18 protein-coding genes are annotated in these 23,019 nt (G+C 36.8%); 2 read left to right on the top strand and 16 right to left on the bottom strand.

What is annotated here, in order from left to right; all coding sequences use genetic code 11:
- The first annotated feature begins 30 nt into the window (after positions 1-30).
- Both A4V03_RS11915 and A4V03_RS11920 read left to right on the top strand, forming a co-directional pair.
- Entirely contained in the window at positions 31-3,351 is a 3,321-nt protein-coding gene (locus A4V03_RS11915) for a SusC/RagA family TonB-linked outer membrane protein (RefSeq protein WP_065539046.1), read from the top strand.
- 12 nt (positions 3,352-3,363) lie between these two features.
- Positions 3,364-4,722 carry a RagB/SusD family nutrient uptake outer membrane protein gene (locus tag A4V03_RS11920; RefSeq protein ID WP_065539047.1) on the top strand — a complete coding sequence of 453 codons (1,359 nt, stop codon included), beginning with the start codon at positions 3,364-3,366 and terminating at the stop codon, positions 4,720-4,722.
- A 200-nt stretch (positions 4,723-4,922) separates the two neighbouring features.
- On the opposite strand, the gene A4V03_RS11925 is transcribed toward A4V03_RS11920, so the two are convergent.
- From A4V03_RS11925 to A4V03_RS11995, 16 genes are all read right to left on the bottom strand, one after another.
- Positions 4,923-6,215 (bottom strand): TlpA disulfide reductase family protein, encoded by a 1,293-nt coding sequence (locus tag A4V03_RS11925; protein ID WP_065539048.1) that lies wholly within the window; start codon positions 6,213-6,215, stop codon positions 4,923-4,925.
- Between the two features lie 256 nt (positions 6,216-6,471).
- Positions 6,472-7,575 (bottom strand): UDP-galactopyranose mutase, encoded by a 1,104-nt coding sequence (gene glf / locus A4V03_RS11930; protein ID WP_065539049.1) that lies wholly within the window; start codon positions 7,573-7,575, stop codon positions 6,472-6,474.
- Between the two features lie 36 nt (positions 7,576-7,611).
- A complete protein-coding gene (locus A4V03_RS11935) occupies positions 7,612-8,925 on the bottom strand; it encodes an HlyD family secretion protein (protein ID WP_065539050.1) in 1,314 nt (437 codons plus the stop codon).
- The gene (locus A4V03_RS11940) at positions 8,925-11,132 is read right to left on the bottom strand and encodes a peptidase domain-containing ABC transporter (RefSeq protein ID WP_218976239.1); all 2,208 of its coding nucleotides are present in this window, start codon (positions 11,130-11,132) and stop codon (positions 8,925-8,927) included. Before A4V03_RS11940 ends, A4V03_RS11935 begins: the two co-directional genes overlap by 1 nt.
- Before the next feature lie 20 nt (positions 11,133-11,152).
- Positions 11,153-12,448, bottom strand: coding sequence for a TlpA disulfide reductase family protein (locus A4V03_RS11945; RefSeq protein ID WP_084081146.1), 1,296 nt, complete (start codon positions 12,446-12,448; stop codon positions 11,153-11,155).
- 68 nt (positions 12,449-12,516) lie between these two features.
- Entirely contained in the window at positions 12,517-12,786 is a 270-nt protein-coding gene (locus A4V03_RS20790; RefSeq protein WP_139147232.1) for a hypothetical protein, read from the bottom strand.
- Positions 12,787-12,840: 54 nt separating this feature from the next.
- The gene (locus tag A4V03_RS11950) at positions 12,841-14,382 is read right to left on the bottom strand and encodes a vitamin K epoxide reductase family protein (protein ID WP_065539053.1); all 1,542 of its coding nucleotides are present in this window, start codon (positions 14,380-14,382) and stop codon (positions 12,841-12,843) included.
- A 40-nt stretch (positions 14,383-14,422) separates the two neighbouring features.
- Complete coding sequence (locus A4V03_RS11955) at positions 14,423-15,361, bottom strand: glycoside hydrolase family protein (RefSeq protein WP_065539054.1); 939 nt, start codon at positions 15,359-15,361, stop codon at positions 14,423-14,425.
- A 2-nt stretch (positions 15,362-15,363) separates the two neighbouring features.
- On the bottom strand, positions 15,364-17,214 hold the full coding sequence (locus A4V03_RS11960; protein ID WP_065539055.1) for a glycosyltransferase family 2 protein: 1,851 nt from the start codon (positions 17,212-17,214) through the stop codon (positions 15,364-15,366).
- A 235-nt stretch (positions 17,215-17,449) separates the two neighbouring features.
- A complete protein-coding gene (locus A4V03_RS11965; RefSeq protein ID WP_065539056.1) occupies positions 17,450-18,394 on the bottom strand; it encodes an NAD(P)H-dependent flavin oxidoreductase in 945 nt (314 codons plus the stop codon).
- A 76-nt stretch (positions 18,395-18,470) separates the two neighbouring features.
- Positions 18,471-19,196 carry a DUF4858 domain-containing protein gene (locus tag A4V03_RS11970; RefSeq protein WP_065539057.1) on the bottom strand — a complete coding sequence of 242 codons (726 nt, stop codon included), beginning with the start codon at positions 19,194-19,196 and terminating at the stop codon, positions 18,471-18,473.
- A 212-nt stretch (positions 19,197-19,408) separates the two neighbouring features.
- A complete protein-coding gene (locus A4V03_RS11975) occupies positions 19,409-19,933 on the bottom strand; it encodes a DUF4943 family protein (protein ID WP_065540404.1) in 525 nt (174 codons plus the stop codon).
- Positions 19,934-19,944: 11 nt separating this feature from the next.
- Positions 19,945-20,994, bottom strand: coding sequence for an outer membrane beta-barrel protein (locus A4V03_RS11980; RefSeq protein ID WP_065539058.1), 1,050 nt, complete (start codon positions 20,992-20,994; stop codon positions 19,945-19,947).
- Positions 20,978-21,529 (bottom strand): RNA polymerase sigma factor, encoded by a 552-nt coding sequence (locus A4V03_RS11985; RefSeq protein ID WP_065540405.1) that lies wholly within the window; start codon positions 21,527-21,529, stop codon positions 20,978-20,980. Before A4V03_RS11985 ends, A4V03_RS11980 begins: the two co-directional genes overlap by 17 nt.
- 217 nt (positions 21,530-21,746) lie before the next feature.
- Positions 21,747-22,595, bottom strand: coding sequence for a carboxylating nicotinate-nucleotide diphosphorylase (gene nadC / locus A4V03_RS11990; RefSeq protein ID WP_004314515.1), 849 nt, complete (start codon positions 22,593-22,595; stop codon positions 21,747-21,749).
- Positions 22,588-22,980, bottom strand: coding sequence for a DUF4783 domain-containing protein (locus tag A4V03_RS11995; RefSeq protein ID WP_065539059.1), 393 nt, complete (start codon positions 22,978-22,980; stop codon positions 22,588-22,590). The genes nadC and A4V03_RS11995 overlap by 8 nt, the downstream gene beginning before the upstream one ends.
- Between the last annotated feature and the right edge of the window lie 39 nt (positions 22,981-23,019).

A 23,019-nucleotide genomic window follows, 5' to 3' on the forward strand; every position in this document is an offset into this window, starting at 1 on the left:
CAATATCAATCATTTTAATAATCTATATTGATGAGAAAAAAATACTTATACGTTCTTATATGTTTTCTGATGAGCACGTTGGCTACAGCCAACGCTGCTAATCGTATAATCACCGGAGTCGTTATATCCGGGGAAGATAATGAACCTCTGATCGGTGCTTCCGTATATGTTAACGCAGATGACTTGAAAAAGGCCGGAGCATCACAGACTTCTCTAGGTACTATCACTGATATGGATGGTAAATTCTCCATTTCCATTCCGGAAAAGGTGACCAGACTACATTGCAGTTATATAGGTTTTGAAGAACAAAATATCGTGTTGCAAGCTGGAAAAGATACTTATCGTATTGTACTTCAAGCTTCATCACACACATTAGGAGACGTAGTAGTAACTGGTTATCAAGAACTAGAACGTCGTAAACTGACTGCTGCTATCGCTAAAGTAGACGTTACAGACGGAATGGTAGGTGCTGCAAAAAGTATCGATCAGGCATTAGCGGGACAAATCGCCGGTGTGGCTGTAACGACAACTTCCGGTGCACCGGGAGCTCCAGCACGTATTCGTATTCGTGGTACTGCTTCACTGAATGGAACACAAGACCCGTTGTGGGTATTGGATGGGATACCTTTGGAGGGGACAGATATTCCTGACCTTGGAGACGAAGCTAATAACATTGTTGACATGAAACAATCATCCATTGCTGGAATAAGCCCGAATGATATTGAGAGTATCACTATTCTGAAAGACGCTGCCGCTACTGCCATATATGGTGCACGTGCAGCAAACGGAGTAATTATCGTGACAACCAAAAAAGGAAGAACAGGCAAGCCTATCATTAATTTCAACACTAGGTTAACTTACACTCCTAATTTAGATACTTCGAAATTAAACCTTTTAAATTCTGAAGAAAAAATTAATTTAGAATTAGAATTGATGAAAGAGCCTAATGATGTTATTAATAATCTTCCAGCTTACTATTGTAAAGGAGGTGTAGCATCTGTCTTAAAACAATATGACTTATTCAAAGTATATCAGCAGCAAGGCTGGAATGGACTTCCCATTGAAGCACAAAATGCTATCAATCAATTAAAAAACATCAATACAGACTGGAATGATATTTTGTTTAGAGATGCTTTTACTCAAGAATATAATTTCAGTATCTCGGGAGGAAGTGAAAAAGTTACTTACTACAACTCCCTCGGCTATTCTAAAGAAGACGGTAACGTACCAGGAGTAAGTATGAGTCGTTTTAACCTGACCAGCAAAACTTCATATCAAATGAATCGTCTGTTAAAAATTGGTTTCTCTCTTTTTGCCAACAGACGAAAAAACACAAACTTTGTTACAGATTCGCATGGTTATTCAAACCCTATTTATTATGCACGTACAGCCAACCCATATCAAGAAAGTTACGATGCAGCGGGTAACTATATATATGACTATAATATTAATACAGATGATGAACCAAACCCTAATCAGGGCTTTAATATTTTTGAGGAACGAGCCAACACAAATAAGGAAACAGTAACAAGTGCAGTCAATGCAATGTTTAATGCAGACCTGCGTTTCAATGACCATTGGAAACTTACATCACAAGTTGGCTTACAATGGGAACAAGCTAACCAAGAACAATATATCGGAGGCAATACATTTACAATGCGCAACATGCGAGAGAATAGTAAATATGACAATGGTACAAAATATCTTATTCCCGAAGGAGGTATGCACAAAGTCAATAATGCCACGACATCGCAAATCACATGGAAAGTACAAGGAGAATGGAATCAATCTTTCAAAGATATCCATGAGGTTCAAATCATGGCAGGTTCCGAGATTCGAAAGAATTGGTATGATGCAATAGCCACCAATGCCTATGGATATGATCCTAAGACTCTCACAACAAAGCCAATTATCTTTAGAGACAAAGATGACGCCAAAAATTATCCATTACATACAAAAAGTTACACAGAAAATGCTTTTGCCTCATTCTATACCAACGGTTCTTATACATTAATGAGACGTTATACATTAGGAGCAAGCGTTCGCATGGATGGTTCCGACCTTTTTGGTGTAGATAAGAAATATCGTTACCTGCCAATTTATTCTGTTAGCGGTCTCTGGCGTATATCAGACGAACCCTTTTTAAGAACAACGAGAAATTGGATGGATAATTTAGCATTACGATTATCTTATGGATTACAAGGAAATATAGACAAAAACACCTCTCCTTACCTTATTGGTGATTATAAAAACGAGACTATACTTAACAATGAGGAAACAAGTATCAGCATATCGGGAGCCCCTAATGACAAATTGCGTTGGGAAAAAACTGCTTCATACAACATTGGTGTCGATTTTTCTATATTAAAATCAGCAATAAACATGAGTGTGGACTACTATTACCGCAAAGGAACAGATCTTATTGGTATAAAAAACCTACCTCTAGAAAACGGCTTCGAGAGTATGACCATTAACTGGGCAAGTATGGAAAATAAAGGCGTAGAAATCAATCTGCAAACACGTAATATAACTACCCGTAATTTCTCTTGGTATACAACATTCAACTTTGCCTATAATTATAACAAAGTATTAAAAGACCTGACAGCTTCCAATAGTCTCACTCCTGGACTCGAAGGTTCTCCTGTAGGTGCTATCTTTGCAATCAAAAGCGAAGTCGATCCTGAGACCGGACGTATACTCATCTACCCGAAAGGAAGTAATGAAGCCATTGATGTAGAAACATTGTTTGACATGAAAGATGAATGGGGTATCGGGTATTACTCTTACAATGAAGATGCAGAGTTCCGACGTAATTTATATGAATATGCAGGTACTACTGACGCTCCTTATACTGGTGGTTTAATCAACACATTTAATTACCGCAATTGGGAACTAAGTTTTAATTTTGCTTACAATTTGGGAGCCCATGTCCGTACAAGTCCATCATATGATATAACCAGCTTCGACCCAGGACATAATGTAAATCGCGATATCTTGGACCGCTGGACACCGGAAAACCCTACTGGAAAATTACCAGCTCTTCTTAACCGTAACAATTATCCGGCAGACAACTATTTCTTTGATAACGTCAAAGAAGTCTACAGAAATCTTGATATATGGGTAAAGCGTCTTAGTTATGTACGTCTACAAAATATAAGACTGGCTTATACGCTACCACAGGAATGGCTACATAAAATAAATATAAATGGAGCAACCGTTGCCCTAGAAGGTCGTAACTTGTTTGTCTTTGGTTCCAGTTATAAAAATTACATGGATCCGGAATCTATGTTCAACCGTTATTCCACTCCTGTAGCCAAATCAATGACATTCAACCTGAGTCTTAACTTTTAAAATTAAAGATATATGGATAAGATAAAAAAACTATATACAATTTTCATAATCAGCGGATGTTTGGTTCTTTCCTTGACATCATGTGATAGTTTTCTAGACATTCAGCCTGTAGGAAAAGTTATTCCTAATACTTTGGAAGAATATAGAGCACTTATAACTACAGCTTATGGGGTAGATTTGACAGATAGAGGCATGTGCGACATGCGTACGGAGGATATTTCTGTCAGCAAAGACGAATTTGATCAAAATAACTTCAAAGACATTGAAAGATGGGTTACAAGTAATCCATCCGGAACAGAATTTGGCTGGAGCTATTACTACCAAAATATTTATTATGCCAATGCTATCATCAACAAGAAAAATGAGATAACAGAAGGGAGTGAAGCAGAAATTAATCAGTTAGTGGGAGAAGCATATTTTATGAGAGGGTATATGCACTTTCTGCTAGTCAACCTTTATGGACAACCATATACAAAAGAAGGAGCGCCAACTAGCAAAGCCATTCCATTAAAATTATCCCTGGATTTGGAAGAGATGCCGTCACGTAATACAGTAGAAGAAATCTATACATCTATTCTTTCCGATATTGAAAATGCCCGGCAACTCATCAACCATAAAGAATGGGAAACTGATTATAACTATCGCTTCAGCAAACTTGCTGTAGATGCGTTTGAATCTCGTGTACGACTTTATAAAGGTGAATGGCAAGCGGCCTATAATGCAGCAGAACGTGTACTAGAACAGAAAAGCGCATTAGAGGACTACAATAATAACAATAGCACCGACTTTCAGATGCCTAACACATATACTTCTGTAGAGTCTATCACTGCTTATGAAAATGTATATAGCCGTAACGGAATTAATGCTTCACTTGCCACCCCAACATTCGTTAAAATGTTCAAAGAAGGAGATCTTCGTACTGAAAGATATTTCGGTGATGTAGATGAGGAAAATGATGGCAACTACAAAATTATTAAAACCAATGAGACTTCACAATATAAATGTACTTTCCGTACTGCTGAACTCTATCTAAATGCAGCTGAAGCTCTTGCTCAACTAGACCAACTTCCAGAAGCCCGTGACTATCTGCTAAAACTAATGGAAAAAAGGTATACCTCTGCAGGATATACGCAGAAAAAGAACGAAGTAAATGCAATGAATCAGGCAGAACTTATTACCGAAATATTAAACGAACGGGCGCGTGAATTAGCTTTCGAAGGACATCGTTGGTTCGACCTACGCCGCACCACTCGTCCTGAACAAAGAAAAACAATAGATGGGCAAACATTGATATTGTCGCAAGATGACGAACGATATACACTGCGCATCCCTCAAAGTGCTATCGCAGCCAATCCTGATCTAATGAATTAATACATCACTTCAAAATACGGGTTCTATCCTAAAACGAAGTTATCTTACATTCAGAATAACTCCATTCTCCTTTTTCTGGAAGAAAGAGAATGGAGTTATTTTTGACACACTTTTGTTATTCATGCACTGTTGGATTTAAGATCTTGAATGGGAAAATCAACAACCTAGAGTACAACATTTAATATATTACACAATATATACTATTTCAATTTTTCATCTAGCAATTTTTGCAATTGTCCTTTTTCTGCACGAAGAGCTGAACCGGCATAGACTATAATTCCTTCTTTATCAATTATAATCATGTGAGGAATTCCTCCTATTAGATAATCTCCCATAAAAGACTTCATCTCTTCATTCGAGCTTGTCCTAAGTTGTTCCCAAGGCATTTCAAATTTGTCCACTGCTTCTTTCCATTTCTTATCTGAATCATCGATTGAAACACTGACTATTGAAAGGCCTTTGTCTTTATAATCATCATAAACTTTTTTCAAATGTGGAATTTCTCTTTTACAAGGTCCACACCATGACGCCCATACATCAACAACTAATAATTTGGACTTGCCAACATAGTTTTTCAGTTCTTTGCGTTTCTTAGAAAGCGTCTCGAATATATGATTTTTAAATGTTTCTCCTGACATTTGGGAAAGCTTATTCATACGTTCTTGATCTCTTTTATGTTCCTCTACTACAGCAAGCATCCATGGAGTATTTTTCAGGGTATCATCAGCTAACCCATATAATTCTTCAAAATCGGGCAATGAATAATTCCATCCATAGCAGTACATACGTCCTATTCCATTATGTATATTCTGCTTCACAAATTCTTTATACATTGCTCTTCTTGACATACCAAACATTCGCCGCAAACTATCTGATTTAACCTGAAGGATATCATTGGTAAAACGCTTCGTCGTTCTCTGGAATTGCGTTAAAGCATCATTCAAAGGCGTACCAACCGCACTCAATGAATCTAAAGAGACTTGTATATTTCCTGCATCCAAGAATAATTCTACTGAACGCGTGGGTTTGGGATAATTACCTACTGCCAATATTGAAGGATTATAGTCATTCACCTTTCCTCGAAAACTGAATTTACCATCCGCCACCATTACCGTATCAACATGTTGGATCTTCTCCCAATCGGTAGACTTGAATGTGAATAACATAGCAAGTTCTCCATTATATGCAGGGTTTATCGTCCCATGAATTATATATTCATCAGGTTGCAAAGGGGCTTCTTCCGGTTTATTAATTGTCCAAAAGGTCCAAATACCATTTCGTGCTATTTCACCAAAATTCATGATAGCATTACGAACAGATATAACCTCACCTGTCCCAGTTGCTTCTTCTTTATAAACTTTCCAATATGCCACTTGTGTATCCATAACTTTAGAATCCATAAAGCAGATAACCGTAGAATCAGGCAACTGCATTTGGCTTTTTATCGGTAGAAAAAACATCTGCATCAACAAAAAAAATACTATATATTTCATATTTACTCATAAATTGAAGCCTATTTCCTGTAAGAAAAAAATAGACTTTATATTAATAATTACTACAGCTAATTAAAATTTAGTTGACATGACACATTCACATCCTATTGTTTTTTTACAAAATCTTAGTACAGAAGGAAGTTTCTGAGTCATAATGCATATTATGGAACACAATACCCAGAACATTCTTAATAACTTTTTCATATCTATAAATCATTAGATTAATAATACTTTAATGGGGCAGCCCTGATTAAAGTTATATAAACTTATGACTAAAATCTAGCGCTCTTTGTACAACTTCATCCATATTATAATACTTATATTCAGCTAGTCTTCCTCCGAAATCTACTCTTTCTTCTTGCTGAGCTAACATCCGATACTTCTCATACAAGGTATTATTATGTTCATCATTCACTGGATAATAAGGCTCACCTCCTTTAGCAAAACTCTGTGGATATTCTATAGTAATTACCGTATCTCGTTGATTTCCAAACTCAAAATGCTTATGCTCAATAATTCGAGTATAAGGAACCTCAGCATCAGTATAATTAACTACAGCATTTCCTTGGTAATTCTCAACTCCATTCAATAAGGTGGTATCAAACTTCAAACTACGATACTCTAATCTACCATAACAATAATTAAAATATCGATCGATCTCTCCCGTATAGATTATCCGTGCCGCCATATTATCAAAACAATCTTTCTTCTTAAAATAATCTGTATTTAGCATAACATCGCAATCGATCAACATTCTTTCAATAATAGGAGTATAACCACCTATCGGAATTCCTTGATAGTTATCATTGAAATAATTATTATCAAAAACGAATCGTACAGGAATACGTTTTATTATTGAGGGTGGAAGTTCCGTCGCTTTTCTGCCCCACTGCTTTTCTGTATATCCTTTTATTAAAGTCTCATATATATCTTTTCCGACTAAAGATATTGCCTGTTCCTCTAAATTGGACGGTTCTTCTATGTTAGCCATCTTTTTTTGAAGCTCAATAATCTTACGTACATCTTCTTGAGTTATAGCACCCCACATTTGATAAAAGGTATTCATATTAAAAGGCAAATTGTATAATTTACCTTTATAATTAGCAATAGGAGAATTTGTATATCTATTGAATTCTGCAAATGAATTTATATACTTCCATACTCTCTTATCATTTGTGTGGAAAATGTGTGCTCCATATTGATGAACAGTAATCCCATTTACAGTATTTGTATACACATTACCTCCAATGTGCCCACGCTTATCAATAACTAAACAAGACTTTCCTTTTTTAGTCATTTGTTCTGCCACTACAGAACCGAATAAGCCACAACCAACTATTAGATAATCATATTGTTTCATAATGTTCAAAGATTATACATCACATTATTAATAGCTTTAGTTCTTCAATATTTTCTTTAATGGCTGCAACAAACGTTCAATCAACCTCAAATCTTCAGTTATTATTTCCGCTTGCCCACTCATCTCACGCGTTACAGGTAGTGTCTTACCATAATTAGTGTTCATTCCTTCAGGTAATACTATTTCTACAACATATCCATTTTGTTGTTCCTGTACAATTGGCATAGGAGAAATGTTACTAACCTTTCCTTTCAAATATCCAAATTCCTGATCTGGAAAATTGTTTAAGCGAATGTGAACCTGCTGCCCGACCTTTACTTTACCAGAACCTTGAATTGGCATAAAAGCTTTACCGATTGGAACCGCATTTTCTATCGGTGCAATTACAAATGCTGTCTCACCTTGAGTTACCCATTGATTTCCACTCCATATTCCTATATAAGATAAGCGCCCACTTATTGGAGCGATTAATGAGTATTGTTGTTCCCACAAAGAAATTTGAACCCAAAGTTGCTCTAAACTGTTTTTCAGATTCAACTGATAAGTTTCATCTTCATTAACCCATTCTTTTTGTATATCAACTAGGTTACTTTTTTCTCTTTCAATTTGCAATTCAACTTGTGCTACAGACATGTGTGAATTTTTATTTGAACTTAAACCTTGCAAATAATTTCGTTTTGAATTCTCAAACTCTTCAGCAACTACAATCTGACGAGAAAAAAGTAAGGAATCACGTGCAAACATCTTATAAACCAATGCACAATCTTCTTCAGATATAGACAACCCATCTTTAACTAAACTGTAATAAGCTTCTTGAAGATTGAGTTGTTTTTGCGCACTTAATATCTTTTTCCTATAATAGTCCTGTTTCAAGAATCGCGCATAATCCTTCAACAAAGTAACAAATGAAGCATAAGTTGATTGGATTTCACCCAATTGAAAAGTCTTTTCACTAAATAACTGATTGCCATAAGTCAAATCATATCCTTCATTTTTCCATTGGTTCAATAATATTTTTAGAGAATCTATATCTTGGAAGGATGCAACATTCTCTATTAATGCCAAACGCTGACCGACTTTGACCTCACTTCCATTTCCTACAAAAAGAGAATCGACTTTTCCTGATACTTTCGTGACCAAATATGTGGGTGGATTTAGCATCGTCAATGTGATTTGAGCATTTATTTTATCAGGATATTTAAACCAATAGGATCCTATTATAATAAAACTAACAACACCAAATATCACAGTAGTACCCCATCTCAAAATCCAGGGTGGTATTCGATTCATAACTTCTTGAACTTCATCACTACGAATCTCGATATCTTTATAATTCTTTTCCTCTTTCATTAAAGACCTAACTCAAGTTGATTTTTCACTAATTCATAATATAACCCTTTTCTTTTGGTTAATTCATGATGAGTACCTTGTTCAGCAACCTGCCCATTATTTAATACCACTATATTATCTGCATCTTTCACTGTACTTAATCGGTGCGCAACAACCACAACCGTTTTTCCTTTATAAAACTCATGCAAATGCGCCATGATTTCTTTCTCATTATTTGCATCCAAAGAATTAGTAGCTTCATCGAAAAACAAGAATTCAGGATTTTTATACACAGCTCTGGCAATTAATAAACGTTGACGTTGCCCTTGACTGATACCATTTCCTTCCATTCCGATTTTAGTATTGTACCCTAAAGGTAAAGAGTCGATAAACTCCCTAATATTTGCAACCATTACAGAATGGCGCAATTTTTCTATATCTATTTGCTCTTCACCGACTGCTATGTTTTGCGCTATTGTCTCTGAAAAGATGTAACCATCTTGCATTACTGCACCAGCACTTGCGCGCCATAAATGTGGATTTATATTTTCTAAAGGTGTTCCTCCCACTAATATCTTCCCTTTATTCGGTTTATAAAATCCCAACATTAGTTTTACCAAAGTTGTTTTACCACTCCCACTAGCACCAACAATAGCTGTTACTTTATGTTCAGGTATTACTAAATTGATATCATTTAGTACATAGTCTCTATCTGCTCCATCATAACTAAATGACAAATTATTTAATTCAATATATTTAAATGCTGGTAATGAAGCCATTTTCATATCAATATTATGTTCTTCGTCTTCTATCTCATGAACTTCATTCAGACGTTCAAGACTTATTTGTGCATCCTGAAATTGTTGAACGAAACTAATAAAAGAACTTACCGGTGCAGATAGCTGCCCTATTATATATGTAAGGGACATCATCATACCTAAAGTTAGATCCCCCTCTACAACCGATTTCGCAGCAATAAAAGTTATAATAATATTGGTCGTATGTGAGAAGAATACAGATCCTATTTGCTGAATTTGTCCAAGAGCTAATCCCTTAACACTTATCTTAAACAATTTCACTTGTATCCGTTCCCATTGCCATCTTTTTTGTTTCTCACAATTATTCAATTTGATTTCCTGCATTGCAGTCACCAACTGGATCATATTACTTTGTTCACTTGATGACTGTGAAAAACGGCGTATATCTAATACTCTACGATACTTCAAAAACAATAGAACCCAACAAACATACAAAGTATTTCCAAACAGAAAAATAGCTAGGATACTCAAATTATAGTAGGCTAGCACAAAGGAAAAAACAAAGAAATTGACAAAGGAAAACAAGGTTCCTATTGAGGAACCTGTTAGAAAGCTTTCAATACGACCATGATCACCTATACGTTGCAATATATCACCGACCATTTTTGAATCAAAATACCTCAAAGGAAGCTTCATAAGTTTACACAGAAAATCAGAAATTAATGATATATTAATACGTGTATTCATGTGTAACATTATCCAACTTCTAATAAACTCGACTGATAATTGAGATAAGAAAACTATTAACTGTGCTATTAATATTAGAGTAATAAAGGAGAGGCTTCCATCTTGAATTCCTATATCAACTAATGATTGAGTAAGAAATGGAAAAATTAATTGTAGCAAACTTCCAATTAACATTCCTAACGTTAACTGTAATAATTCCTTCTTATATGGAGACAAATATCTTAAGAAAAAATCAAGGCTTCTTTTGTTTTTCTTATTTTCATCCTCCATTTCATAAAACTCAGCACTAGGTTCCAATATTAAAACAGTACCTTTAGATTCCCTCTCACTGACTGTCGTTATCCATTGTTTTCTAAATTCTTGCTCTTTATAAGTTATCAAATCACCAACAGGATCTGCTATATCAATCAAATACTCTTTTTTTTTCTTCCTAATATTATAGCACACTACAAAATGATTTTGATTCCAGTGCAATATACAAGGCAGTGGGATTCCACTAATTAACTGTTCGAATGTTATTTTAGCACCTATTGTGCGAAAACCAATAGCTTCAGCTGCATCGCTTATACCTAGCAAAGACACTCCGTTCCTTGTCAAGTATGACCGAGAACGAAGTGACTGTAAAGAATATGATTTACCATAATAGCGAGCGATCATCCGCAGACAAGTAGGACCACAATCCATTGCGTCAAGTTGCGTATAGAAAGGAAATGCTTTAATCATAATATATTACACATCATGCATTATTTCAATTTTTCATTTAACAAATTCTGCAATTGTCCTTTTTCTGCACGAAGAGCTGAACCAGCATAGACTATAATTCCTTCTTTATCAATTATAATCATGTGAGGAATTCCTCCTATTAGATAATCTCCCATAAAAGACTTCATCTCTTCATTCGAGCTTGTCCTAAGTTGTTCCCAAGGCATTTCAAATTTGTCCACTGCTTCTTTCCATTTCTTATCTGAATCATCGATTGAAACACTGACTATTGAAAGGCCTTTGTCTTTATAATCATCATAAACTTTTTTCAAATGTGGAATTTCTCTTTTACAAGGTCCACACCATGACGCCCATACATCAACAACCAATAATTTGGACTTGCCAACATAGTTTTTCAGTTCTTTGCGTTTCTTAGAAAGCGTCTCGAATATATGATTTTTAAATGTTTCTCCTGACATTTGGGAAAGCTTATTCATACGTTCTTGATCTCTTTTATGTTCCTCTACTACAGCAAGCATCCATGGAGTATTTTTCAGGGTATCATCAGCTAACCCATATAATTCTTCAAAATCGGGCAATGAATAATTCCATCCATAGCAGTACATACGTCCTATTCCATTATGTATATTCTGCTTCACAAATTCTTTATACATTGCTCTTCTTGACATACCAAACATTCGCCGCAAACTATCTGATTTAACCTGAAGGATATCATTGGTAAAACGCTTCGTCGTTCTCTGGAATTGCGTTAAAGCATCATTCAAAGGCGTACCAACCGCACTCAATGAATCTAAAGAGACTTGTATATTTCCTGCATCCAAGAATAATTCTACTGAACGCGTGGGTTTAGGATAATTACCTACTGCCAATATTGAAGGATTATAATCATTCACCTTTCCTCGAAAACTGAATTTACCATCCGCCACCATTACCGTATCAACATGCTGGATCTTCTCCCAATCGGTAGACTTGAATGTGAATAACATAGCAAGTTCTCCATTATATGCAGGGTTTATCGTCCCATGAATTATATATTCATCAGGTTGCAAAGGGGCTTCTTCCGGTTTATTAATTGTCCAAAAGGTCCAAATACCATTCCGTGCTATTTCACCATAACGCATGATAGCATTACGAACAGATATAACTTCACCAGTTCCATTAATCTCACCATCTCCCATTTTCTTTGCTGTAAATTGATAATCAGCTTCTTTAGAATCTATAAAACAAATCGTTGAATCGGGTGATAACATTTCCTGCCCTTTTACAGATATAGGAGAAAATAATATTATAAGAAATAAATATATTACATTTTTCATACATCGAATTATTTATCATAATGGGAAACATTTTCAAGGCAAATGTTTCCCATTTAAACTTCATAAGGTTAGTTTATACCAGATATAACACATTCACATCCAATTGTTTTTTTGCATATTCTTGGTTTCATTACAAATGAGCCATTAGATGAATCATAATGTCTATAAGGAGCACAAGTACCAGAGCATTTTGTCTGAGGAGGATCAAATGAAATATATTCTTCATAACAATTATCGCCAGTTTGTCTAGCGAAGGAGTTTCCTCCCAATATCTGTTTCATTTCTGAATCAGACATCTTCTCTACATGTAGTAGAGTCATTTTAGATAACTTTTTCATGTTTGTAAATTATTAAATTAATAATAGCCGCAACGTGCAGCAAATAATACTATTCTAAATATCTGTATCTAGGAAAAAAGATAAATTTTCTATTGTATATTGAGGAGGAAGTAAATATCCATTAACTAAGATTGTTGGAGTAGCCACTAGATGCGTATACCTTTTCCATTGTTCATGTTTTTCCAACTCCTCTTCCACTCCTTCAAAGCTAAAATTATATTTTGCTATAAAATCATCCGAATGATATTTACCTTTCTCATACCAATCTTTATATATTTCATCTATTTCGCCAGATTTCCCATTTAGATATGTTGCAATCAAAAAACGATTACTATCTAACAAGTCATCGCTAAAAGCTGAAAAGATATATTGCACACAAAGTTTATCTGCATTAATAGCCAACATCTTCTTTACTCTCGTATGCATCTGTCCACAAGGCTCACAGTGCGGATTAGTCAATATAGTTACTTTTAACTTCGCTTTTGGATTACCAAATACTATTTTCGTTGTATCCTGTGTTTCAAAATAGGGTTGTGATTTTAATAGAGCTTTAAATACATCATCAGAATTCTTTAATGCAGTAAATCCTTGTTCAAGCAATTCCAATCTATTAGAATGAGCTATTTTCATAGTTGATATATTGATCAACAAAACGATAAATACATAAAACGAACCAATCGAAATTGATGGTATAATACTTAATGGGGATTCATTAAAACATACTCCCAATATATTAGTTAAGAAAATAGCCCACAACAATACTTGAACTATCAAACATAGCATGCACCACTGCCGAACTTTCTTATATTGATACCAGACACTCCAAACAGTATAAGGAAGAGCAAAAACATTAATTATTGCTTGATAAGAAATATAATTGGGTAACAGAATAATCAATAATAGATTTGCAATAAAATAACCTAATCCTATCTCACTCCAACTAAAAAATCCAATTTTAGCTGCTGGCAATTCCAAAATATTATTACAATCTCGTTGATGAAATAAAGAACAAATTTTATCTGCATAATCACTTTGTCTCTTCTCTTGTTTCAGTAGCAACAAATATGATATGTATATGCCAACTAAATTGATAACAGATAAAATAGTTCCATATACTCCTATTTGTTCCATATTTGCATACCATGCTCCAAAAAGAAAAAGAGAAGGAATAATGCATAATAAAACAGTTTGAAGTTTTTTCACTAAAGTTATCATCAAATGTTTTTGATAATCTGGTTCTACAGAGTCTACAGCTGGTTCTGCAAGAAGCGCAACTCCAGACCATACCTCTTTAAAATTATCAAAAGAGTTTTTTATCTCAATATTTCCCCAATCATAAGTAACATTATTTTCTGAGATAGCTTTAACAACGACAAATTCTTCTCCAACATGAGCAATAAAAGGAGGCACAAACTGCCTTACATTTTTATCAACAGAACGTACTCCTTCATTATAAACGCCATAAGTTTTTAACATATGAGAAAGTCCATACAAAGAATCACGATAAGGATGGGTTCTATATAATTTATCTGAAAAAGCTGCGGTATGTTTTACTTTCAGAGCAGTAAGAAATTGTGTAAATATAGTATTTTTCATTTGATAAAGCCAAATAAATTAGTTAATAAAAAAATAGCCATTACATTTTCATAACCCATGTACCAATTTTGGCTAATTTACTATTCATCATATATAAATCAAAATCAATATCTAAAAGGAGTTTATCTACCAATACATCAAGTTTAGTAACTAACGGAGATAATGATAACGGCATATTAAATAGCCAATACCAATTTAATTCCGATTCAAACATTAAACTCTCATTCATTACATCCATATGAAAATTTATGCTTTTGACTTTTACCAGTAGCTCTTTAGTAATTCTATCTTCCGGCAATAATGAAACAACTTTCTTCAACAAAACAATATTTACATCTCTATTTCTATTAATTGACTGTAGCGCACATTCCAGAAGATAATCATATAAAGGATAAAATCGACACTTATCAGCAACAAAATCAGATAACTTTAACAAAACGAAAAGAATTGAGCTTATTAATAAAATCCTTGACGAGTTATCTTTTATTTGTCCCAAATCAATCGCCTCAACTGCATCTATAACCTTAAAAATCCATTGCTCCTTCTGAGAATTAACAACATCTTCTACAGACAAACGATCTAATAAATATAAACCTGAAGAATAGATGGGATAATCAGCATTCATATCCTCCATTAGCGTTTCTTTTACATCACATAACAACTGCTCGTCTAAAACGTCTAAAATTTCTGAGGGATCGCCTTCTACGTACTTTTCCTTTATAATTCGGCACATTGCACAACCTATTCCAGCTAATCCACGTTCATAATTTCTTGGAATTGCATCATTCATTTTATTATAAATATCATCAATTATTTCATCTGCGATATTTTCATAAAACTGGTTATTTACAAATCTAGAATATCTATACATAAATAACGCCAATCCTATTTTACCATATAAAAAGCCAATACCGTCCGCATTATTCAGATTTGCAATAATTGTATTGGAAATTTGAAGTAATATTCTTTTTTCTATCATAATTATTGATTCTTTTTGTATGCTATTACTTTTCTAAAGAACTCTATAAGCTGAGGAACATGATAGTCGAATGAGAATTCCATTCTATGTCTCAACATATTAACACGTAAGCGAGAGAGCATTTCTGCATCTTTTAATTTAGTTACCAACTCTTCATAATTATCAAATAGGACACCAATATCCAATTTGTTTACACAATCTTGAATTGCGACTAAAGCATTAGAGTTATTTTTCATCATAACTGGCAATCCAGCAGCAGCATAAGTGCTAATTCTGGCCGGTATATTCAAATCATCCCAACCAACTTTAAGTATATCATTATTATTATAGCTATTAAAACAATGCAAACAACCGATATCGTATTTTGAAAATTCTTTTGTCCAATTATCAGCACTCACGTGAGCATGAACATGAAAATGATTTGGTGCAATACGCATCCATTTTTGTTCAGCGCTAAAACGAGATTCATAATAATTTTCAGTATATGAATGAACATGAATATTATTGTCTGCCAACAAAGCCAACCCCTCATCCTCTATGCCAATCATGCGCCCGGCAACAAGAATATGTATAGCATTATCATCTTCCGAAAGCTTTTTTGAAAAATTATTTTTGAAATAATCAACTTTTGGCAAATCCCCATCTAACACCATAGACAATCCATCTTTATCAATTATAAACTGGTTATACCACGATTGGGTCAATTCGTTCAAATAGATTTTTCCTGTTGAAAACGTATATAAATACATTAATTCATTCCATGTACCTTCTCGCAAACAGATAAATGGTCCTTCCTTAAAATGCCAAACAAATGGAATTTGACGAAACTCTCTCAAAACATTATAGGCAAATGAAACAGCACCTGAGTTTAGCATTGCATAAATAACATCTGGCTTTATTCTTTCCACTTCATCTTTCCACCGAGATATATTTAGATCTTCCACATGCCCAAAAGGCAAATGTCCAACAGTCGAAAAACTATATTGCGGCTCTGGCAACCACAGTCCATACAATTTATGACCAGCTTGCTCTAAAGCATAAATACGTTCTGGATTATAAGACAATTCACCTACTATTAAAATTTTCAATGATTGCTCACATACAGAAATCTTTTCTCTATAGGAACTGTATAAGCTGTCCTCATTAATAAACTTATATTTAGAAACTCTTAACTTAATAGGATCCTGTACATGATAATATCCCCTATATTTATTTAATCCACCACCATATTTTTCCGCTATTAATCTATGTCTTTGATAAGGATGGTTTGTCCAATAACAAGTTATCTTTTGAGTCATTGAAAACAAACCTTTGTCAGCTAATTTATGCCAAAACATCGCAAATAAATCATTAGTAATCCATTCTTTTCGTTCTAACCAGCGATCTAATGTTTTCCTATGCGCTGTTTGGACCAATTGCATACTAAATCCCTTTTTTATTCCTAAGCTTTCGGTGTCAGAAACGTTAAATAAAGAATCTTTCACATCATATCGTACACCAGAGTATGCTAAGACAATATCCTCATTTTTATCAAACTCTTCTCTTAAGACATCCAAATGGTCTCTAAAATAGTAATCATCTGATGGAAGATAAGCAATATAATTATAGGTTGCTTTCTCAATTCCTTTATTCAAGGAATATCCTAACCCCTCATTTTTGTCGTTTTTCAAATATATGATTCGTTTATCTTCTAAAAAAGAAGAAACAAATCGGTCTGTATCATCTACACTACCATCATTTACAATCACCAACTCCCAATGTAAATAGGTTTGTTGAAGTAAGCTAAAGATAGCACGTCTAATGAAAGCCGCCTGATTATAAGTAGGCATAATAACTGAAATACCATCAACCATAGTAATCTAAAAAATTATAGCATTTATACTAAAACCGTACAAAGGAAAGGAAAAGGCATTAAAAGCTAGGAAAAATATAAACCAATAAAGGACAAAATCTATTCATTTGTCTGTTTTTAGGGTAATTCAAAAGTAACTAAGCTATTCCTCCTTCAAGAAAAGTAGCTAAAAGATAGGAATACAGGCGAATTGGCTATTGAAAATGAAAAATGTATACTATCAAGAAATTCTTATATTACATTGAAAACAAATAATCTTTCCCGGCTGCTTGCCGATAAGATTCAACCAATTCATTCATCACCTCTGCCACCGACTGTTGACGGGATATTATTGCCGAGACCTGACCTATTTCCAGTTCACCTTCTTCCAAGTCACCTTCGAAGATACCTTTCTTAGCACGTCCGCGTCCGAGCAAAGTTCTTAATTCCTCGGAAGTAGCGCCACTATCTTCAGCCTTCTCCACCGCTTCACGAAAAGCATTTTTTACCAATCGTGTCGGAGCCAGTTTTTTCAATAACAACTTAGTATCCCCTTCACCAAGACTCAAACAATAATCTTTAAATACAGGACTCGCTGAACTTTCTTCAGTCAGCGCAAAACGTGTTCCTATTTGTACGCCTTCGGCACCCAACACCATAGCAGCCAGTATTCCTTCTCCTGTTCCAATACCTCCTGCGGCTATCAAAGGCAATGTGGTAGCCTCACGCACAGCAGGAATCAAACAGAAAGTCGTTGTTTCCTCCCTCCCATTATGTCCTCCGGCTTCGAAACCTTCAGCTACTACTGCATCTACCCCGGCTTCTTCACATTTCACAGCAAAACGAGAAGATGAAACGACATGAACAACTGTTATTCCACGCGCTTTCAACCATCCGGTCCACGTTTTCGGATTTCCGGCAGAGGTAAAAACAATCTTCACTCCCTCTTCCACTACAATATTCATAATCTCTTCTATTTGGGGATACATCAAAGGGATATTCACTCCAAAGGGAAATTTTGTGGCTGCATTACATTTACGGATATGTTCACGTAAAGTGTCCGGATGCATAGAACCGGCGCCGATCAATCCCAATCCGCCGGCATTGCTCACGGCAGAAGCAAGACGCCAACCGCTACACCACACCATACCACCTTGAATAATAGGATATTGAATACCCAGAAGGGAAGTAATTCTATTCATAATTAATAATTTATCTATGTGTTAATATGTTGATGTACATTACACATTGTTACATCAACACATCATTATAACGTCTTCAGCGTGCAATCTGTTCGATCGGTTTATTTATCAACACAGTTGTAGAATCTCCATAAGTTCTCAAAACCTCCAATGTGCGGGCGCGGTTATCTCTGCCTTTCTTATTCCAAAACTCTTTGGTAAAGACAGCCATCAGGTCAAGTCCGCCGACCGTTCTGCCATTGACATATACTCCACTTCCACCAAACAAGGGAATAGGTGCATCCATCACTACCGTGTTCACCATCATTCCATTAGCACGTTCGCTCAACTGCCGGAAACGTACTCCACTCGCCTGTATCTCTTCCAAAGATTTACGCACCCCTTTCGCCATCGGATTACGTGCCCAGTTCGAGTAGGATCTTTGATGGCGTATTTCATAGAAAGGATCTCCCCGCCAAGTGTTTTTATCAATCTTTATCTTCTTCTGATAAATAGGATCCCAGTTATAAGGGGTATTCGCTTTATATGGCATCAGGCTCAACACCACTTTCGGTTTAGGCAATGCTTCAGGAAGCGATTCATCAGGCATCATCCAGCTTTTCTCCTCCGACATTCGGGGAGTACCAACCGCAGTTCCGAAATCAATCGACTTTACAGCATCCATATTCAAATGCAACTCTTGGTCACTCTCCAGCAATTTCTTCAAATGCAAAGAGTCTTGCGCCGTCCATACTTGCGAATATGCAAATAAAGCCGTCAGGCACAGTACCATTGTTGCAATAAACCGTTTCAATCTATCCATCCTCTATCTTCTTTCAATACCTGTTATTTTGGAGCGCTTCATATATAACGAATTCACATACGTTTCTCCCTTACGTTACCGCCCATATTCTCCTACGAGAAGCGATCTTTTGAACGTAGTAATCCCCTGTCAGCAGCATAAGACTACTGATACAAACAAACGTTCCCACATGAATGTTTCCTATTTTTTACTTTCCGAAGGCGCCGCCTTTGTTACCACCAACGATAACCCGACCCACAAAGCGGCTCATCGTAGCACGGATCAATCGTCCATCTTGTTTTCGGATATTGGCGTTCTTCCCACCAATTACGATAACAAGTGGCTGCATCGAGCACCTCCTCATCAGTCAGGAAATAGATTGCTTCATAATTTTCAGCATTCGCCAATACCATTTTGCAACCTAATGACGGAGGTGTACCTTGGCGGATAGATTCAATCACCCAAAGCATACACTCGCCCAACCGAATTTTACCGTTATTCATATTATAAACCGACGGAAAAGAAGGAATAATGGTCAGATCTTCTGCATATTTTAAAAGTTCGGGGATGTCCTCTTCCGTAAAGTGAGGAACCTCCACCACCCCTTTATCATTCTTCATCTTGTACGTACCCGACTTCAATTGTTTTACAAAAAGGGCAACATCCGGATTGTTATAATCCATTTCTTCGCTGGTGCATCCTGTAAAAGATACGATCAGGCAAACAGCCATCCACAGCATTAGTAGTGTTTTTTTCATTTTCATAAGGATTAATACGTCATGCGAAGTCCGCAAAGTAAATTAAAATTAGTCGGCCGTTTCGTTCGTACCGTAGCCAGTTTCGAATCTGTTTTGAAATAATGCGAAACTCCGGGCTCGGCAAAAACAGCAAGTCGGTCATTAATCTTATAATTGATTCCAATACCGGCAGTCACTGCCAGCTGGATAGGTTCTTCTTTAAAACTGTTGTCCGGCGCGCCGGCGATACATTTATCGGCTATTCCGCCTACGGTAGCATAAAGGTCAAATTTCTTCGTATCTACCAATGTTACATTTACTTTAACGGGGATACCCAGATAGTGCAAATGCTGCCCCGCCGAACGAAGGTTTGAATAAAGCAGTCCGGTTTCTATTCCGAGAGATTCGTTTAGTTTACGCTCTACCGTTACCCCTGCGGAAACCGGCATTTTATAAGTGCCATTATCAGCTGGAAGCACCGTGCCTACCTGAACTTTCATCGCCCAGCGATGCTTTTTCACCGCTTTGGGTTGAGCCACATTCACATTCGATTGTTCTTCCGGAGCAACAGATGATTCCGTATCACCGTTTGTTGCCTGCCAAAAGCCGTTTTTCCCTTGATTACCATATCGGTTGCCATTTCCTGTAGAAGTGGTGGCAGAAAAAGAAAACGACATGGAGAAAGTGATAGAAAGCGAATCTTCTTCCTCTGTGTATTGTGACAGCATACCGTAAGACTTTGGAACCGGTTTCGGCAACACCGGTTGTACCGGCAACGGTAACTGATTGACGCGTATTCCATCTCCATCCATCTGTCCTCCATTTGTCACGGCTATCTTTGTAAATGCTTCTTCCATTTCTTCTTTGGGAGAGAAATACAAGAAAGTAGCCGACGAGGCCGCCAAAACGAGCAATACAGACGCCGCAGCCGCCACACGGAAGAGCAGAATCCGACGACGATGCTGGCAAGCCACAGGTATTTCCTGCGAGAGTTCTTCCCAAAAGCCATCCCGTACACTCATCCCGGAATCAGCGAGACGCGTACGAAACAGATCGGTTATTTCATCATTTTCTTTCTTCATGAGTCCTATACTCTTTAATTCTTTTTGCTAACAAATACTTGGCCCGGTGCAACTGCGAAGTAGACGAATGTTCCTTAATGTGAAGCATCTTGGCTATCTCCTTGTGCGATTTCTCTTCAAACACATAAAGGTTGAAAACGGTTCGGCAACCATCCGGCAATTCGGCAATAAAAGCCATCAATTGCTCTTCGGAGATTCCAGCCCCTCCTCCCGAATCCGATATATCCGGTATATCGGGAAGCTGCTCTTCATGCACTACCAACTGGCTGACTCGTTTCTCCCGCCGCAGGAAATCGAGCGATTGAGTAACCATCACCCGGGTGATCCATGTACAGAGCGAAGACTCGCCACGGAACGAGAAGTTGGTAAAAATCTTGATGAAACCGTCATGCAGTACATCGTGCGCCGCATCCATATCGCCCGTATAGCGGAAACATACCGCCAGCATCTGTTTGGAATAGAGGGTGTAAAGTTCCTTTCGGGCTGAATCCTTTCCTGCCCGACAGCCCTTTACCAGTTCTATCTCGTTTTCCAAAGTCAATTACTTTTTTTTAAAATCGAACGTATGTCTGCGTCGTTTTACTCATTAGACGCAAGAGTTTGAGGAATACTGCAAGGAATATTGCTAAAAGAAGTTAAAGAACAGAAGAGAATTCACCACAGAGGACGCAGAGGACACAGAGGAACAATGATAGGAAATTCTTCCTATAAAGTAAGTTTAAAACCTCTGCGTCCTCTGTGGTGAAAGAAAATCAGCACGCTTTGAAACTCATATCCAATCCTTTCACTGAATGAGTCAAAGCCCCTACCGAGATGAAGTCTACGCCACATTCGGCATAGTCACGTAGGGTATCAAAGGTAATGCCGCCCGACGATTCGGTTTCGTATTTGCCTGCTACCATCTCCACTGCTTTCTTAGTCATTTCGGGGGTGAAGTTATCAAACATGATACGATCCACTCCGCCGAGGTCAAGGACTTGTTGCAGTTCGTCGAAGCTGCGGACTTCTATTTCTATTTTCAGGTCTTTGCCTTTTTCTTTGCAATATTCTTTGGCGCGAGTGATCGCTTTGTCGATACCTCCGGCAAAGTCTACGTGGTTGTCTTTCAGAAGAATCATGTCGAACAAACCAATACGATGGTTTACTCCACCACCGATTTTCACTGCCATTTTTTCGAGGATGCGCATACCGGGAGTTGTCTTACGGGTGTCGAGCACACGGGTATTTGTTCCTTCCAATACCTTTGCGTATTTGCGGGTCATGGTTGCGATGCCGCTCATACGCTGCATCACGTTCAGCATCAGGCGTTCGGTCTGAAGCAAAGATTGCACTTTTCCTTCCACTACCATTGCTACGTCGCCCGGTTTCACTTCTGTTCCGTCGTTGATAAACACTTCCACTTTCATAGTGGGGTCGAAGCGGTTGAAGATTTCTTTGGCAACTTCGATACCTGCCAGCACACCGGCTTCTTTGATAAGCAATTTTGATTTTCCCATTGCCGTAGCAGGAATACATGAAAGGGTGGTATGATCGCCATCACCTATATCTTCTGCAAAAGCAAGATCGATCAACTTGTCGATCAGTTCTTTTTCCTTATTCATTGATTTTGTCAATTCTTATTTGATGTATTAAATATTGATTCCGCACTTTCTTCAGGAAGCAGTTCACACGAAAGTTCCCATTAACAGTAGCCAACGTGCCGATAACGAAACTTGATTCGTCCCGTTTTCCCTGATGGTTCACATTAAATCCGCTGACTTTATTCTCCGTAAAGAATTCTTGCATCACAGCTGTTGCTTTCTGTTTGTCAACGTTTATCGAGCGACCTTGGAGCACCAGGTTTACCTTGTCTCCCATATACTTACTTAGCTCTTGCGAGCTTCCTCTTTTAAATGCCGTAATCACTCCTGCCGGTATCTCTTGCGCCATTAGCAACGAGAGGGAAAGAAGCAATGCGGTCATTCCTACGAGCACTCGTTTTGTCATAATTACAAGCTTTTAAGTTGAAGTTTAAAGGCTTAAACT

Origin of the sequence: Bacteroides caecimuris (genome assembly GCF_001688725.2) — a bacterium.
In the GTDB taxonomy this organism is placed as follows: domain Bacteria; phylum Bacteroidota; class Bacteroidia; order Bacteroidales; family Bacteroidaceae; genus Bacteroides; species Bacteroides caecimuris.

Coding starts and splice junctions, on each gene's coding strand:
- A4V03_RS11915 (WP_065539046.1), top strand. CDS start 31: ATGAGAAAAAAATACTTATACGTTCTTATATGTTTTCTGATGAGCACG.
- A4V03_RS11920 (WP_065539047.1), top strand. CDS start 3,364: ATGGATAAGATAAAAAAACTATATACAATTTTCATAATCAGCGGATGT.
- A4V03_RS11925 (WP_065539048.1), bottom strand. CDS start 6,215: ATGAAATATATAGTATTTTTTTTGTTGATGCAGATGTTTTTTCTACCG.
- glf (WP_065539049.1), bottom strand. CDS start 7,575: ATGAAACAATATGATTATCTAATAGTTGGTTGTGGCTTATTCGGTTCT.
- A4V03_RS11935 (WP_065539050.1), bottom strand. CDS start 8,925: ATGAAAGAGGAAAAGAATTATAAAGATATCGAGATTCGTAGTGATGAA.
- A4V03_RS11940 (WP_218976239.1), bottom strand. CDS start 11,132: ATGATTAAAGCATTTCCTTTCTATACGCAACTTGACGCAATGGATTGT.
- A4V03_RS11945 (WP_084081146.1), bottom strand. CDS start 12,448: ATGAAAAATGTAATATATTTATTTCTTATAATATTATTTTCTCCTATA.
- A4V03_RS20790 (WP_139147232.1), bottom strand. CDS start 12,786: ATGAAAAAGTTATCTAAAATGACTCTACTACATGTAGAGAAGATGTCT.
- A4V03_RS11950 (WP_065539053.1), bottom strand. CDS start 14,382: ATGAAAAATACTATATTTACACAATTTCTTACTGCTCTGAAAGTAAAA.
- A4V03_RS11955 (WP_065539054.1), bottom strand. CDS start 15,361: ATGATAGAAAAAAGAATATTACTTCAAATTTCCAATACAATTATTGCA.
- A4V03_RS11960 (WP_065539055.1), bottom strand. CDS start 17,214: ATGGTTGATGGTATTTCAGTTATTATGCCTACTTATAATCAGGCGGCT.
- A4V03_RS11965 (WP_065539056.1), bottom strand. CDS start 18,394: ATGAATAGAATTACTTCCCTTCTGGGTATTCAATATCCTATTATTCAA.
- A4V03_RS11970 (WP_065539057.1), bottom strand. CDS start 19,196: ATGGATAGATTGAAACGGTTTATTGCAACAATGGTACTGTGCCTGACG.
- A4V03_RS11975 (WP_065540404.1), bottom strand. CDS start 19,933: ATGAAAAAAACACTACTAATGCTGTGGATGGCTGTTTGCCTGATCGTA.
- A4V03_RS11980 (WP_065539058.1), bottom strand. CDS start 20,994: ATGAAGAAAGAAAATGATGAAATAACCGATCTGTTTCGTACGCGTCTC.
- nadC (WP_004314515.1), bottom strand. CDS start 22,595: ATGAATAAGGAAAAAGAACTGATCGACAAGTTGATCGATCTTGCTTTT.
- A4V03_RS11995 (WP_065539059.1), bottom strand. CDS start 22,980: ATGACAAAACGAGTGCTCGTAGGAATGACCGCATTGCTTCTTTCCCTC.